Annotated in this window: 15 protein-coding genes; 8 read left to right on the top strand and 7 right to left on the bottom strand. The window is 50.1% G+C overall.

The window, feature by feature from the left end; genetic code table 11:
- Positions 1 to 242: 242 nt before the first annotated feature.
- Positions 243 to 443: a hypothetical protein gene (locus DWZ47_RS30345; protein WP_127075377.1), complete on the bottom strand. Its 201-nt coding sequence runs from the start codon at positions 441 to 443 to the stop codon at positions 243 to 245.
- A gap of 1,479 nt (positions 444 to 1,922) precedes the next feature.
- Here DWZ47_RS30345 and DWZ47_RS15445 point away from each other — a divergent pair.
- From DWZ47_RS15445 to DWZ47_RS15435, 3 genes are all read left to right on the top strand, one after another.
- A complete protein-coding gene (locus DWZ47_RS15445) occupies positions 1,923 to 2,714 on the top strand; it encodes a hypothetical protein (protein ID WP_117513723.1) in 792 nt (263 codons plus the stop codon).
- A 526-nt stretch (positions 2,715 to 3,240) separates the two neighbouring features.
- Positions 3,241 to 4,488 (top strand): AAA family ATPase, encoded by a 1,248-nt coding sequence (locus DWZ47_RS15440; RefSeq protein WP_004293619.1) that lies wholly within the window; start codon positions 3,241 to 3,243, stop codon positions 4,486 to 4,488.
- Complete coding sequence (locus DWZ47_RS15435) at positions 4,463 to 5,095, top strand: RloB family protein (RefSeq protein ID WP_004293618.1); 633 nt, start codon at positions 4,463 to 4,465, stop codon at positions 5,093 to 5,095. Before DWZ47_RS15440 ends, DWZ47_RS15435 begins: the two co-directional genes overlap by 26 nt.
- Before the next feature lie 151 nt (positions 5,096 to 5,246).
- Here DWZ47_RS15435 and DWZ47_RS15430 read toward each other — a convergent pair whose 3' ends face one another.
- The 6 genes from DWZ47_RS15430 to DWZ47_RS15405 form a co-directional block, all read right to left on the bottom strand.
- The gene (locus tag DWZ47_RS15430) at positions 5,247 to 5,690 is read right to left on the bottom strand and encodes a hypothetical protein (protein WP_004293617.1); all 444 of its coding nucleotides are present in this window, start codon (positions 5,688 to 5,690) and stop codon (positions 5,247 to 5,249) included.
- Positions 5,677 to 5,916 carry a hypothetical protein gene (locus tag DWZ47_RS15425; protein ID WP_004293616.1) on the bottom strand — a complete coding sequence of 80 codons (240 nt, stop codon included), beginning with the start codon at positions 5,914 to 5,916 and terminating at the stop codon, positions 5,677 to 5,679. Before DWZ47_RS15425 ends, DWZ47_RS15430 begins: the two co-directional genes overlap by 14 nt.
- Before the next feature lie 156 nt (positions 5,917 to 6,072).
- Positions 6,073 to 6,510, bottom strand: coding sequence for a hypothetical protein (locus tag DWZ47_RS31390; RefSeq protein WP_004293615.1), 438 nt, complete (start codon positions 6,508 to 6,510; stop codon positions 6,073 to 6,075).
- 2 nt (positions 6,511 to 6,512) lie between these two features.
- Complete coding sequence (locus DWZ47_RS15415; protein ID WP_004303966.1) at positions 6,513 to 7,646, bottom strand: phage antirepressor KilAC domain-containing protein; 1,134 nt, start codon at positions 7,644 to 7,646, stop codon at positions 6,513 to 6,515.
- On the bottom strand, positions 7,633 to 7,971 hold the full coding sequence (locus DWZ47_RS15410) for a hypothetical protein (RefSeq protein ID WP_117513722.1): 339 nt from the start codon (positions 7,969 to 7,971) through the stop codon (positions 7,633 to 7,635). Before DWZ47_RS15410 ends, DWZ47_RS15415 begins: the two co-directional genes overlap by 14 nt.
- A 10-nt stretch (positions 7,972 to 7,981) precedes the next feature.
- Positions 7,982 to 8,479 (bottom strand): hypothetical protein, encoded by a 498-nt coding sequence (locus tag DWZ47_RS15405; RefSeq protein ID WP_004303968.1) that lies wholly within the window; start codon positions 8,477 to 8,479, stop codon positions 7,982 to 7,984.
- Positions 8,480 to 8,722: 243 nt separating this feature from the next.
- Between DWZ47_RS15405 and DWZ47_RS15400 the strand changes: the two genes are divergently transcribed.
- From DWZ47_RS15400 to DWZ47_RS15380, 5 genes are all read left to right on the top strand, one after another.
- Complete coding sequence (locus DWZ47_RS15400; RefSeq protein ID WP_117513720.1) at positions 8,723 to 10,045, top strand: DUF935 family protein; 1,323 nt, start codon at positions 8,723 to 8,725, stop codon at positions 10,043 to 10,045.
- Between the two features lie 224 nt (positions 10,046 to 10,269).
- Positions 10,270 to 10,905: a phage minor head protein gene (locus DWZ47_RS15395; RefSeq protein ID WP_008142943.1), complete on the top strand. Its 636-nt coding sequence runs from the start codon at positions 10,270 to 10,272 to the stop codon at positions 10,903 to 10,905.
- A complete protein-coding gene (locus DWZ47_RS15390; RefSeq protein ID WP_008860784.1) occupies positions 10,886 to 11,464 on the top strand; it encodes a hypothetical protein in 579 nt (192 codons plus the stop codon). The genes DWZ47_RS15395 and DWZ47_RS15390 overlap by 20 nt, the downstream gene beginning before the upstream one ends.
- A complete protein-coding gene (locus DWZ47_RS15385; RefSeq protein WP_004293608.1) occupies positions 11,461 to 12,165 on the top strand; it encodes a hypothetical protein in 705 nt (234 codons plus the stop codon). Before DWZ47_RS15390 ends, DWZ47_RS15385 begins: the two co-directional genes overlap by 4 nt.
- Before the next feature lie 283 nt (positions 12,166 to 12,448).
- On the top strand, positions 12,449 to 13,687 hold the full coding sequence (locus DWZ47_RS15380) for a Clp protease ClpP (RefSeq protein ID WP_004293607.1): 1,239 nt from the start codon (positions 12,449 to 12,451) through the stop codon (positions 13,685 to 13,687).
- The last annotated feature ends 38 nt before the right edge of the window (positions 13,688 to 13,725 follow it).

The following is a 13,725-nucleotide window of genomic DNA, read 5'->3' as shown; positions in this document are numbered from 1 at the left end:
ATGATAAAATTTTAGAAACACTGCGCAAAATCACGCATTGCGGGCACTCGGGGAGTCGAACCCCGAACTTTGCACCATAGCGCAAAGTGTGGCATTTCCTGCCACGCGCCCAAAAATTTGCCGTGCATTTCACCCTGCACGGCAAAATTTTTCGTAACTTTGTCGCACTTAAAACGTACCCCATAGCAGAGCTATCCAAATGAGCGCATTTTCGGCATATCGTATCTTTGCACGAGTTCTACTCATCGTGTCGTGGCTCTGCGCTGCTTTACTCCAATTTCGGCAAGACGCTTCTCTGGCACGTTCCGGATCTTTTCCAATCCGGCAGCTAACAGTAAGGCGGTGGGCGGCTGGTGATTATGGGCATAACATTGGCAATGCTCTTTTCTCAAGCTCCGTGCGGACTGTTTTTCCGCTACCGTGCATTTTATCTCCGTGCGCACAAGGGCGCAATTATGGCATTATTCTTGCACGTCCTTTTCAGTGGCGGTATTCTCAATACTCCCAGCGACTTGCAAAAGTCTTGACGTATTTCCGGCACTCGGAATAAATACGATTTATCCCGTTCCATAAATTTCCCTACTTTCGTAGGTTGGCAATACTGGTATTATTGCCCCGTGCGAAGCGTGGTTATTTAACGCACTCTTTAAGCGTACCTAAACGCACACGGTGTTGTTTCGGGTGTTACCCTTTGACGGCTCAACAACTCACTTTCGTGTAAACGCCGTTTTTGTTTCTCGCTCTCGGCGGTCTTTGCTTTTCTGTTTTTTAATTCTGTTTTTTACTATCTATTTTTTTATTCGTTTTTCTCCGTACTTGTTTGCCGTTTGTTTGGCTTTCGAGTACATGACTATTATAAAACCGTTTTTCAGAACTGCAAAACTTTTTGAGAAAAAAAATTTGGAACGTTCCAAAAACAGCCTTTTTGCGAATATGGAACGCACGCGCGCGAAGTGAATTTGTAAATAGTTGAATATCAATAAAATAGAAAAAATGATTTTCTTTGAAAAAAATTTTTCCTTTGCAAAAATCAAAAAAGCCCCGTTTCAACGTATGTATAAAATCAAAATCAGTTTTGTCTATTGATTATCAGATTATTAGCTGCTTAAAATGGATAAAATAGGACTGAAAAGATTTTTTTACTTTCAATTTGTAAGCAAAGATAATGTAAAAGACGTTTTTAGGCTTACTTTATACAAAAGTAAACCTAATAAATTATTGATATTCAATGGTGTAATAAAAATAAAAAGATTGGGGAGGGTGTACCCTCGGGTGCGGATTCGGTCTCTGTCCTCGGGCCGTTTTTTCAAGTCCGGTTTTCCAAAACGGCTCAAAATGCGGCTTTCGGATTGAAACTGTAAGCAGGTATCAAAAAATATACAGTAAAGTACTTGTATTTATCATGGTTGCTTAAGGTGCTGGTGTTCACCATGTCCCATATTTTTGAAATATTCTCATTTGTGGATGCCTGTCCTTTCAATTTTCACGGGTGTACAGACTTTCTGCACGATTTCCGGGTTCCGGCTTGAAGCTGTTTTTTAGATACGCTGAAAACGTATCAAAAAATATATAGAGACACGTCGGTATATTGACTGTTCTTAACCGGATTGGACGACGGAAAAGGAGGATGTGTATTCCTGTCATTCAGTATGTTCGGATATGCTTTTCACAATCGGACAATCTTGTAATGTTTTGTTCCTTAATCATATAGAATATACAGAACGAAGCTATCCACATGGATTCCGACTTATTTGTACGGTTTTTGTGACTTTATACAGGAAACCGTGGAAATGCAGAAGAAATGGGGTTCAGTCACCTGCCTTTTTGGTGAATTATACGTATATTTGCCGTATTGTATCCACTTATGTATGAAGTATGGCATTTTGCTGTTACAGGAAATATCTGGATAAAGAATCGAAAGAATGGAATCATATCATAAGAAGAAAATCGGGAGTATTCCGAAAGACAGCACGGGTGGGTCGTCCATTCGCAAGGGAATGGTCGTCTTCAACGGTGGGACATCGGAAACCGGACTTGTGGGAGATGTCACGGGTAATTGCGTGTCGGTTCCGGTAAGGATGACTGCGGGCAGAGAACTCGTTACCGATGACGCGGTCATGTTTCTGAATGATTGCCGGGAAGCGAGCGCAGAGCAAAAGATTGCCCTCCAACGCCTGCTGAACGAAGGCCATCTTGCATGGGACAAGCGCCGGGGTGTATGTTCGGAATCTCTCTATGCTCCCAAAGACGGGCAGTTGGTAAAACTCAGCATCTTGGATGAGCATGTAATACTGGGGGCTTTCAAGGAAATCGACGCAAAAGGACATGTTGTGCTGTATTGCCTGCTGGACGAAGACGGGAGCCTGCGCTATTCCCTGCATGAAACAGTCGGGTACGCGGTGAATCTCCAGATACTGCCTATCGGAACCAGTGGCCGTAGCAGGCTTTCCGATGCCCTACGCCAGAAAGGGCTTGCATGGAACGGACGGCTGAAGGAACTCGAACGGCTGGCAACACGTGTCAGACGCGGTGACAAGTACTATTACCTGAATGACATACTGGAAATCCGTGAATGCAGGGACAACAACAGGCCGGCGGACAGGAAACGGTTGGAATGCGGGAACTATTTCATGGAGTGGAGGGATGCCGAACTGGTACGTGACTGCGTGCGCTCTGTCGTAAGGCTGAACCGCGACAAGGATGCCAGACGGTAAGAGGGTGACGGTATAAGGTATTCGTTCTGTTTCTCTCTCTTGTATCTGGGGAGGAAGTGGTCCTTTAATCCTCATCTTATCCGTTTTCAACACTTTCCGATTCAAAAAAACAGACGGCGTGCCGTCTGTCATGATTTGTTTCTTTTTTGGTATCTTTTTTCTTTGCGTCAAAGAAAAAAGTACATCTTTCTTCTTTCTTCTTGTATAATACTACTTATAGTATTGTTGCTACATTTGTAACACCCCTCCTGTCAGATACACGGTACATTTGTACCACATTGAGGGGAAAGATGTGGCGAATTTCGCGTCTTTCCACCCAAATTCCACTATCGGGAGCATGAATCGCAAGCCGATGTTGCCGCTTCGGAAAATTGCAGTCGCCTTTTGCAGGGCAGCATTGCAAGAACGAAAACGGTCTGATTTTCACGTGCAGGAAAATAACCGCAAAAAGAGATCCGATAAAACATCTATATATAAAAAATATCCCCTATATTTGCATGAAATTTACATATAACTGCGATATAATATGATTATTCAGTTCACAGTCGAAAATTTCCTTTCGTTCAAGGAGCCGGCGACCTTGTCTTTGGCTGCTTCCGCGCTGAAAGAAAAACAGACCCGGTCCGATGAGATTGTTTTTGAGCTTGAAGGTACGAACCTCTCTTTGCTGAAGAGTGCGGTCATCTACGGGGCCAATGCCAGCGGGAAATCGAATCTAGTCAAAGCGCTCGATTTCTTCAAATGGTTTGTCATCAATTCCTCCAAAGGCGTGCAGTCCGGCGAAAGCATACGGGTGGAAAGTTTCCGTCTCAACCGGAGGACGGAACAGGAGCCCAGTTATTTTGAGGCGGTCTTTGCCGACGAAACGGTCCAATACCGCTATGGGTTTGAAGTCGATGAAAAACGTGTACACCGGGAGTGGCTTTATCAAAAGGGCAACAAGCGCAAGGCAAAGGAGGTGGAACTGTTCCTGCGTGACGGCGATGAGTATGAACTGCATCCCAAATTTTCGGTCGGCAAAGAGGTTGTCGCCAAAAAAATGGTGCGCGACAATGCGCTGCTTCTTTCCGTGGCAGCACAGTTCAACGAAAGCGTCTCGGTGGAAATCATGGGATGGCTGGCCAACACCACGATTGTTCTTGGCAGCAGCGACGAGCGGATTTGGGAAATGGCGATAGCCCAGATCGATGATCCGTCCATGAAAAGGCGTATTGTGGAGTTTGCCCGGTTTGCAGACTTCGGAATCGACGACATACGCAAGGTTGACAATACAGTCATCAGTTCACACCAGCAATATGACGAGGAGGGCAACGCCACGAAGACGGTCACTTTCCCGTTCCGCGTAAACGAGTCGGAGGGTACGATCAAATACTTCTCGCTGGCTTATCCTATAATCGACGCGTTGGATCATGGCAAAAGGCTGGTTGTCGACGAGTTCGACTCGAAAATGCACCCTCTGTTGACAAGTCGCATCATCGGGCTGTTCAATTCCAGAGTGACAAATCCCAGGAATGCACAGTTGATTTTCACGACACATGACACCAACCTGCTTAATGCAAGCCTGTTCCGCAGGGATCAGATCTGGTTTACACAGAAAGATTCGTTTGGAGCCTCGGAACTCTATTCGTTGGCGGAATACAAGGTTCGCAACAGTGCACCTTTCGAAAAGGAGTACCTGATGGGGAAATATGGCGGTATCCCTGTCATCGGCCAGTTTGAACGGTTATTTGACCTGAGGGAGGAAGAATATGGCAGCACGGACGAACAAGCGTGATCCACGCGCGGCACGGACACTCAGGCGTATCAGTTTTGTCCGTGAGGTCAAACAATCCTTCCTGATCATCTGCGAGGGGGTAAATACGGAACCGGATTATTTCAATGCATTTCGCCTGACTTCCGCCAATATTAAAGCGGTAGGCCAGGGACTCAATACGGTAGGTCTTGTCCAAAAGGCTTTACGGATGAAAGAAGAAGAGCGGAAGAAAGGACGCGAGTATGACCAGTGCTGGGTGGTATTTGACAAGGATGACTTTCCCGATCGGGATTTCAACCGGGCTATCGGTATGGCGGAAGCCGGTGGCATGAGGGTGGCATACAGCAACCAGGCTTTCGAGTATTGGTTCTTGCTGCACTATAACCTGGTACAAGGCCCGATGCACAGAAATCAATATGAAACAAAGCTATCCGGCTTGTTGGGCTTCTCCTACAACAAGGAAGCCGGTACAGGCGGTCGTGTTTTCAGGGAGCTGGGCGGTAAACAGGCTCAGGCCATCACGAACGCAAAAGCCGTATTGCGCCGAATGGAGGGAATACCGCCGGCACAGGCGGAATCTTCGACAACGGTGCATCTTCTTGTGGAAGAACTGAATAAGTATATTTAGCATATTCTGTCGTTTGCCCGGATAATATTGTACCCGGCTACCACCTCCTTCCGGTTTTATCGGATTTTATGTCGCAAAAACACAAAAACAGACGGCAAATCACAACGATGCCGTCTGTTTTTATTCATTTACGTTCCGTGGACAGATACGCTCAAACTTTTCGGTGTCTCTCTTTCCATTGGCTGACCTCTTCGTCAGAGACGGATGCCACGGTCCTTTTTTCCACATCGAACATCCGATGACAGAATGCCCTGGTAGAAAAAGGATTTCCAAGTTCCGCCAATATCCCTACAAGCCGGTTGTAGGAATCCATGTGCCACAGGTAATCGTACATCCCGCTGACCGGCACCCGTTCAAGCAATCCCATACGCGTTGTCTTTTCCACGCACTTGTCGAAAATCCGCGAACCCATCTCCATGTTCTCCATGTAGTACCGCTTGCTGCGCAAGGTGTCGTAACCTTTTTCACGCAGGCGTGTACGGTCTGCCATGTACAGCATGAAGATGACCTCTTCCGGGGTGAACGCGCCGACCAGCCCGGTGAAGCATTTCATAAACGGTATCACGTGTTGCCTTTTGTCGTCATTCCCTTTCATGTCCGTTTTCGCGTTCGTTCGTCCGTAATGTTTCCGCTTCCCCGTCATCCTTAATCGACGGATTGACATAGAACTGGCATATCCTGCCGTTTATCATCGGTTTATACACGGCGTATCCCAGTTTTTTGGCGTAACGCCCCACGGATACGCGGTTGGCGAACTTGCCGGTATGTTCCGTCAGGTGTTCCGACATCTCCCCGACGGTCATTCTGCTTTTCAGTTTCATATCATTCGCGTTTAAATGTTTTCCTGATAAAGGATAGCCGCGACTAATACGAACTGTTTGCAAATGGTATGAATTAATAAGAGGCGGTTCCATGAAATCGGCAAAGGAGGAATCAACCGGTTATACTGATACTTCATTCATGAAACCGTCCCTCATCTATTTTCCCATTATCCGGACAATCTCCCGTATCGTGTCGAAGTTCCGCTCGTCCAGCCATTCTTTGGCCACGTTCCACGAGAGCGACATTCCGAACTTCAGGTTCTCCATGGTGATGGTATGGTGCGACAACCTGCCTTCAGTGGGCTTGAGCCCTGCCGCATGCAGTTCACACAGTCCGTCCTGAAAGAATGTGCACCCGCCTGCTTCCTGTTTCGCCTGTACCATCGGCACGATATACGGGATTTTTCCTAACAGCAGGCCTACCGCCCACCGAGTGGGTGCAAGACGCTCCCTGTATCCGGCTTTCAGCAACCGGAGGATGTCTTCCGGCGTACCGAGGCACGGTATCCGGCATTGCTGCCTGCACAGACGGCAACGGCACTCTACCGGCCGTCTTCCTGTCTTGCGGATGATCCGCTGTAATGCCGTTTCCATCGCTATGCACCCGGTGGGCAGTATTCAGGGTTCCTCTTGCGCCACAGTTCTATGATACACTCCCGTCCGGCCTGTGTCCATCGTTTGGTGGATCCGAAAGTATATACCTTGCCCCGGCTGTTCTCCCACGTGTAAGGCACATCGCATTGCCAGGCCCGGCAGGAAGGAAAGACCACCCATTGCCGCTTCTCGTACTTGCAGATGCCCTCTTCGGCAAGGAACTGGTGCAACTGTCGCGGCGATATGCCGAGTTCGTCAGCGATGCGCGTGCTCTTGAACCAGTCCCTGTTCTCGATAAACTCCTCGTAGAATACGATTTTCGGCAGGGATTCACTCACCACCTTCCGCAGTTCCAGAATCAGTCTCGTCGCCGATTCCATATCCTGCGGCATGGGACAATCCATACAGGGCAGACCGGGTGCCGCCACCCTGGGGCGTTCGCGTACGATTGTCTTCCCTCGTTTCACGGAGAGTTTGCCGATAGCCTCGCCCAACCATTCCGCCAAAGACAGGTCAGGGGCGATCCATCTGGCCAACGGTATGACAAGCGGTGATTCCAACCAGGTCGCACCGTGCCCCCGCCCCCGTGTGGTGAAGACTTGCGACTCGTATTTCCCGGTATGTCCGTTGCCGGCCATTTCCCTGCGGAGCATATCCGTGGAAGCGATGCGTAGCCATTCAGACGGGATTTTCCCGAAGTGCATCGTGATCTGCGTGGCGTTGACCATCAGCTTGTCGCCGACACGCCGGAACGTGACGGGGAACCCTTCCTCGAAGTGCATGACGATGTCGTCCTGCGGGACGGCGTGCAGCTCCCCGGCTTCCAGTTCCAGAAGCTTGTTGCCCCACACTTCCAATTCATCAAGCAGGTCACGGGGTATAATAGTCTCCTTGCGTACCAGTTGTAAAAGCCGACGCATATCGATGGGACGGAAACCCCACTGTTCCCTGCCGTTTTTCCGGAAACTGATTTTCAATGCCGTCGGGCAAACACGGGCGATGGCGCCGTTTTCAAGCAGTTCGTCCCGCTTGAGTATATCGCATATATCCACGGCGCAGATATGGAGCTGGCCGTTATGGTTCCGGGAAACCCTTATGTTCCAGTCCCGGAACGGAACATTCCTATTTTCCCTCATAGGTATTTCCTCCTTTCTTTTGGTTATCAGACTTACGTTTGTTTTCAAGCAAGGCTCTCTTATGTGCCATCTTGCGCACCGGATAGTACGTGCGTTTCTCGCCGCAAAGGGCGTCATAATCTTTCAGCATCAGTGTGCCGAGGTCGGCCAGCTCGATTTCCACATCCGGATGCAGATGCCTGAAATAGAATCCGCCGCTGCATACATACTTGCCCGTGCAACAGAATGAGATAGCCTGCAAGTTGCCTTTTGTCAATTCCGCCGCGCTGTGCAGCGAGCGCGTGACCGCTACAAGAACCTGTGCCCCGTTGAAGATGAGCACCATCTTGGGTCGTTTAAATGTGCTGCGTCTCATGTTGTTCTAAAATTTGCGTTAATTCCTCCTTTGTAAATCTAAGACCGGCAGCCTGTACCAGCCAAGTGTCTGAAACCGTAAATCCACCGGACAGCAGTTCGTCCACGCGCTCCAGAAGGTAGACACCGAACGCGGGATCGATGTAAACGACAAATAATAGAGCCAGACATTCATCAATTAACAGGTGTCCCGACGCCTCGTCACGGATGATCATCTTTTCCCTGTCTATTCCGTAGGCGTCTGCCAACGCCGTTGCCCAGTGATGGAAAGCGACACGGAAATCACGGACATTATGCCGGCGTGCATCTCCTTTGGCCTGGATGAAGCGTGTCGCGTCGAAATAGACCGGTCCGTCTTCCCGTAACGTTCCGAAAAGCAGATCGGGGAACTCCCTGTACCGGATTATCCGGCAGGGAATCTTTTCTTCTTTCATGTTCTCTTTTTCATTGTTCTTGGATTTGTATCTAACGTGGTGCAAAGATATATCTTTTTAATATGAAATACACTATAAATATATACATAAATTACACTTTTAATAAATTGTTAATCACTGATAATAAGATATTTACAACATAAATAAAACCGAAATATCTATATATTTAAGTTGTATATTTCGGTTTGTAAATCAAGCATTAAGAGTCCCGTTCTCCATATATTCTTTTAGCCGTAAAAACCTCTCTTGAGGATTGTCTCTACTCTTTGAACAAGAAACAAAAAAATTATGGCTACATCGGACAAATCATTTAACGGGGAACTCTTGGAGAGTATTTTTAAGACCTCCAAAAAGACAATTCAGGAGTATGTCCGCGAAATCGAGCGCAACAACCGCTACCGTTCATGCCGTCAGGATACCGGCTCGGGATATATTCTCGATGACCGCGCCCGGCTCATTGACCTGTATGAAGCCTGCCTGCAACAGGACGCTCATATACGTTCCGTTGTCGAGACACTGGAAAGCCAGATTCTCGGCGACCGCTATATGCTTGCCCGTGTAAACGAAAAGGGAAAATACATCAAGGACGTGGCGAACTCCCTGAAGATACAGGGTTCGCAGTTCGACAAGATAATCAAGGGCATAGTGGAATCCAAGCTCTACGGGTACACCCTGCTTGAAATCATGCCGCATACTGACCCCAGAACGGACAAGCTGGCGGAAGTCAACATCATCGAACGGCGTAATGTGTTGCCGGACCAGAAAACGGTACTGAAGCGGCAGGGACTGTGGGAGCCGCATTGGGATTTACATGACCCGGCATATTACCGTTGTTATGTACTGGTAAACTCCGGCGACTTGGGACTTTTTTCCGCCACGACCCCTTTGATACTGGCCAAGAAATTCACGGTGGCCAACTATGTGAACTTTTCCCATACTTACGGACAGCCGATTATCCACGGAAAGACGGTCAGCGAGAGCAACGCCGACCGCAAGAGGCTGGCTAACGAGATAGCCAACGCGGCACAGAACAAGGTGGTGGTTACCGGCATTGAGGACGAGGTCGATATCAAGACATTCACCATGTCCAACTCGGAAAAGATATATACCGGGCTTATCGAGTTTGTGAACAAGGAAGTTGCCAACCTCGTGCTCGGCTCCGAGTCGATGGCCGGAGGGATGCAGTCGTACGTGGGTTCCACGAAAGCACACCAGGACATTTTCCGCGACCGTATCGAAGTCTACCGTCGGTATATCGAAAACGTCATGAACGAGGAGATAATCCCCCGCCTGGTGGCTATCGGGTATATCCCCGGAGGATTGGAGTTCCGGTATTCGAACCGGATAGAGATGAGCAACGAGGACCGCATCAAGCTCTATTCGCTGATCACGGACAAATATGAAGTGGCGGCCGATGAGATCGAGAAAGAGTTCGGTATCAATGTGGGCCGGCAGCTCAATGTTATCCCGGGATTAGGTTTCGGAGCCGAAGGCGGCTCATCCGGTCTCAGCCACAACGACCGGGGCATCATGTCGGACGAGGAGTATTTCCGGCGTTACGGACGCCCCCGGGGGGCGAAGGTCGGAAATTTTCTGCGGGGAGCGGAATAGAAGCCCGTCTTCCGCTCCCGGACAACGCTCCGTTCAGGGCTGTCAGGGCATCTGCAACCACGGAATCCGATACGGAAAAGGAGTATCGTGTCATTTTCGATGCATTCCGCAGGCTGATCCTCTATTGGGAGAACAGCGCGGAACGTCTCGACATTATAGAGGACATCATCACCCTGCGTGCCTCTTTCCTCATAGACCGTGCGCTGACAGGTCTGCGAATCGATATGGACCGGGCATTGGAGATACTGAAAAATCACAACTCCTTTACAACAGAGAGGGAACGGCAGCAGCGTGACATCCTGATTGCAGCTATAGACAACCTGGTGGATTTTGCCGCGGCAGAGGAGTATGCCATGCTCGGGGAACTGCCCGAGACAGCGGATGAACAGGACATGGAAGCATACGAAAAGATATGCCGCAGGTATAACCTCGTCCATGCGGAGGAAGAGAACAACCAGGTATTCTTCGCGGCCTCGATGGCCGCATGGTGGATGGCGGTGGATATGGATACCGTGCTTACCTACATGACACAAGGCGATGAACGGGTACGTGCCTGGCATCTTTCATTGGAAGGGATTTCCTTCCGCAAATCCGAGTTTCCTCCGGAGCTGATACCGCCGATCGAATGGGGATGCCGCTGCTTTCTGGTCGCGGAGGGGTTCGCCGCTGTCCGGGCGGCTTTGCCGGATAAGGGAGACTATCTGGAAAAGGTGGATCCGGTCTTCCGGGAGAGCCTGGCAACCGGCGGGCGTATCTTTTCCGATGCGCACCGCTATTTCTCCGTCCCGCTTCCGGGTTACATGAATGATATTGTGAAACGCATTAAAGGAAAGTTCGCCTATGCCCAAGATAACGCTTGATGAGTTTTGCAGCCACTGGGTAAGCAGGACCAGTACGCGCGTCATGGCCAGCCGGCTGGAGTTCAACGTATTCGACTTCGCAACTGCTGCCGGTGACTATACCAGGCAGCAGTTCGTGTCCTCATTCGCTTCGGGGGGATTCAACGGTAGCAAATGGGCGCCTCGTACCTCCAAATGGGGAAAGAGGTTCACCCATCCTCTCATGAACGATACGGGGACTCTGGCCCGGAGCATACAGTCGGAAGCCGGCCGGACAGACATAGTGGGACGGCGTTCGGACCGTACGCGCATCTTCCGGAAAGGCGCCAGGTATTGCATGTGGACTACGGAAAAGAGCTTTCCAGTCAAGGGCAAGCGGGGACGCAGCAAGGAGCGTTACGGGCATTATGCCGCCATACACAATACCGATCCGAAGTTCGGGCTGTACACGGTAAACCAGTATTCCACGCGCCGTCCCGTACACCGGCAGTTCATCGGATTCTCACCGAAGACGGACGACTATATCGCCGCCCATTTCATAGATATGATTTTTAAAGGATTTCCACACCAGCCGTTATGATAAAAGACAAACACCCAGCACCACAGCCCGCACAACCGTCGGCACCGGCGGAGAGCCTGCCTGAAGAAGTTTCCGCGAACCCTTTCGTGGAGATATACCGGGCCGTTAAGCGGGCTGTCCTGACCCTGCGGGAGAATCCGGACGACCCGTTGTCGCCGCCCCTGTTCAAAACCGTCGCTATCGACAACGGCCAGTTCGCCCGCATTGTCCGTGACGATAACACGGAGTATGAGACTGTGTTCCCTGCCGTGTTCATCCACTTTATCAACGTGAGGTACCTGGTACAGCAACAGCGTATCGGTGAGGGACGCGCCACCATGCGCGTGCGGTTTATCCTGAATACGCTCAACAATGCGGACGAAGACAAGGAATGCGAGGCGTTTCTGGTCTTCCAGCGGCTCAATGTAGCCATACAGGATGCCAAGAACCATGAGCCGGCGCTGAGCGAGCGGTGCAACCTGACCTATTTCGACATGCCGCTTTCAACCAATATGTTGCAGGCGTACTGGATAGACTACGAGGTATGGTTCAGGGAATCTTCCGCGTGGAAATACAGGGACTGGGTAAAAAGGTATGTGGTCATGCCCCCGTTCACCCAACACAGCGATGCGCCGCAACATGACAGCGGCGGACACGGCTTCCATCCGCGTCCGGAACATGACGAAGTATCTGGTTTTTCGGATACCGGATCGGAAAATTGAAATCCATGCAGGAGATTTATCCGCACTGCGTATAAACAGACATGAATCAGCAGATAATACAAGACTCATGATACATTTTCTGTACTTGCTGAATTTAGAATGTTCAGCATGCCGGTCTTGATACAAATAGTTGCAACCGGTCTGTAATTTGAACAATCTATTATACTGTAAAGATAATCGCATTTCCATAAATGGATGGATTCTCATATTTCCACTTCCATAAATAGCAGTGCAAAACCTTTTCTTTTTCCACCGCCTACTCTTGTTCAAATAACCCTTGCATATGGATATGAACACACTTCAATATGTCGTCGGAGAGGCGAAGGCAGGCCAGCCGGCTGTTATCCGTTTCTTCGGTCGCGTGACGGAAGAGACGACCTCACGTTTCAATGACGAGTTCGACTTTTTGGAAAATATCATCCGTCCCTCCTGTATCCGCGTGTTGATCAACTCGGAGGGCGGCAGTGTCCTTTACGGCATGTCCACCTATTCCACCATCGCCAATGCCACGGTGGATACGGAATGTATCATCGAAGGGGTCGCGGCATCGATGGCCTCCATCATCTGGGCGGCGGGCAAGCGTTCTCTCATGCGTGATTATGCCATACTGATGATTCATAACCCGATGTTGCCGGACGATGACGGAGGGGAACCGTCGGACATGGTAACGGCTTTTACCAAACAGATCGAGACGATTTACCGGAAACGGTTCGGCCTGAAAGCGGAGCATGTGCGGGCCATCATGGACGGACAGGCAGGAAAGGACGGGACCTATTTCGACGCACAGGCTGCCGTCAAGGCCGGCATCATACCTGCGGAGCATGTCATCCATACCTCGAAGCAGCTTTGCCGTAAAGTGCATGACGAGATAGAAGGATTGACCGATACGGCCGCCATCCAGGAACTGATGAGCCGTGTCAGCGCGGGAAATAAACCTTTCAAAGGCATTGAACCTACTCTTACAGAAACGGAAAACGATATGGCAAACGAAAACAAGACACAAGGCTTTGAGTACGGGGCGATTGCAGCCTCGCTGGGCATGAAGGACGGTGAGGTCAAGGACGTGATGGCACGTATCTCTGAACTGGCCGCGATGGAACCCAAATACAGAGAAATACAGAAATCACTGAGCGACGCGCAGACCGTCATCGCCGGAAAAGACGCCTCCATCCGGAACTTGCAGACAGACCTGGCCGCAGCGACGGCACGCCTTTCCGCCTACGAGCAGAAAGAGAAGGACGAGCAGGCTTCCCGTATCGAGACATTGGTGGAGAATGCCATTGCAGAAGGCAAGATTGACCGTGAGGCGAAAACGCAGTGGGTGGAGATGGCCGGTTCCAACTTCGAGTTGGCGGAAAGCACGCTGGCTTCCATTCCCGCGCGGGAGAAAATCTCGAAGGAAATCGCCGATGACCCTGCCAACATCCAGGCCACGGCGGAAGCGACAAAGACCGCCGAACAGCTGATGGCCGAGAAGGTGGCGGAAGTGGTCGGTGCGGATTTCAAGTTCCGAAAGCTCTGACAGACTATCCGCGGGCGTCCGCCCGATTTTAACTGACA

The organism is Bacteroides sp. AF32-8BH (assembly GCF_003435205.1).
In the GTDB taxonomy this organism is placed as follows: domain Bacteria; phylum Bacteroidota; class Bacteroidia; order Bacteroidales; family Bacteroidaceae; genus Bacteroides; species Bacteroides ovatus.
Note: the sequence above shows the minus strand (reverse complement) of the source record. Positions and strands in the feature narration are given on the sequence as shown.

Bases quoted from the DNA above. Each gene is read 5' to 3' on its own strand.
- DWZ47_RS15445 (WP_117513723.1), top strand. From the start codon at position 1,923: ATGGAATCATATCATAAGAAGAAAATCGGGAGTATTCCGAAAGACAGC.
- DWZ47_RS15440 (WP_004293619.1), top strand. From the start codon at position 3,241: ATGATTATTCAGTTCACAGTCGAAAATTTCCTTTCGTTCAAGGAGCCG.
- DWZ47_RS15435 (WP_004293618.1), top strand. From the start codon at position 4,463: ATGGCAGCACGGACGAACAAGCGTGATCCACGCGCGGCACGGACACTC.
- DWZ47_RS15430 (WP_004293617.1), bottom strand. From the start codon at position 5,690: ATGAAAGGGAATGACGACAAAAGGCAACACGTGATACCGTTTATGAAA.
- DWZ47_RS15425 (WP_004293616.1), bottom strand. From the start codon at position 5,916: ATGAAACTGAAAAGCAGAATGACCGTCGGGGAGATGTCGGAACACCTG.
- DWZ47_RS31390 (WP_004293615.1), bottom strand. From the start codon at position 6,510: ATGGAAACGGCATTACAGCGGATCATCCGCAAGACAGGAAGACGGCCG.
- DWZ47_RS15415 (WP_004303966.1), bottom strand. From the start codon at position 7,646: ATGAGGGAAAATAGGAATGTTCCGTTCCGGGACTGGAACATAAGGGTT.
- DWZ47_RS15410 (WP_117513722.1), bottom strand. From the start codon at position 7,971: ATGGTGCTCATCTTCAACGGGGCACAGGTTCTTGTAGCGGTCACGCGC.
- DWZ47_RS15400 (WP_117513720.1), top strand. From the start codon at position 8,723: ATGGCTACATCGGACAAATCATTTAACGGGGAACTCTTGGAGAGTATT.
- DWZ47_RS15395 (WP_008142943.1), top strand. From the start codon at position 10,270: ATGGACCGGGCATTGGAGATACTGAAAAATCACAACTCCTTTACAACA.
- DWZ47_RS15390 (WP_008860784.1), top strand. From the start codon at position 10,886: ATGCCCAAGATAACGCTTGATGAGTTTTGCAGCCACTGGGTAAGCAGG.
- DWZ47_RS15385 (WP_004293608.1), top strand. From the start codon at position 11,461: ATGATAAAAGACAAACACCCAGCACCACAGCCCGCACAACCGTCGGCA.
- DWZ47_RS15380 (WP_004293607.1), top strand. From the start codon at position 12,449: ATGGATATGAACACACTTCAATATGTCGTCGGAGAGGCGAAGGCAGGC.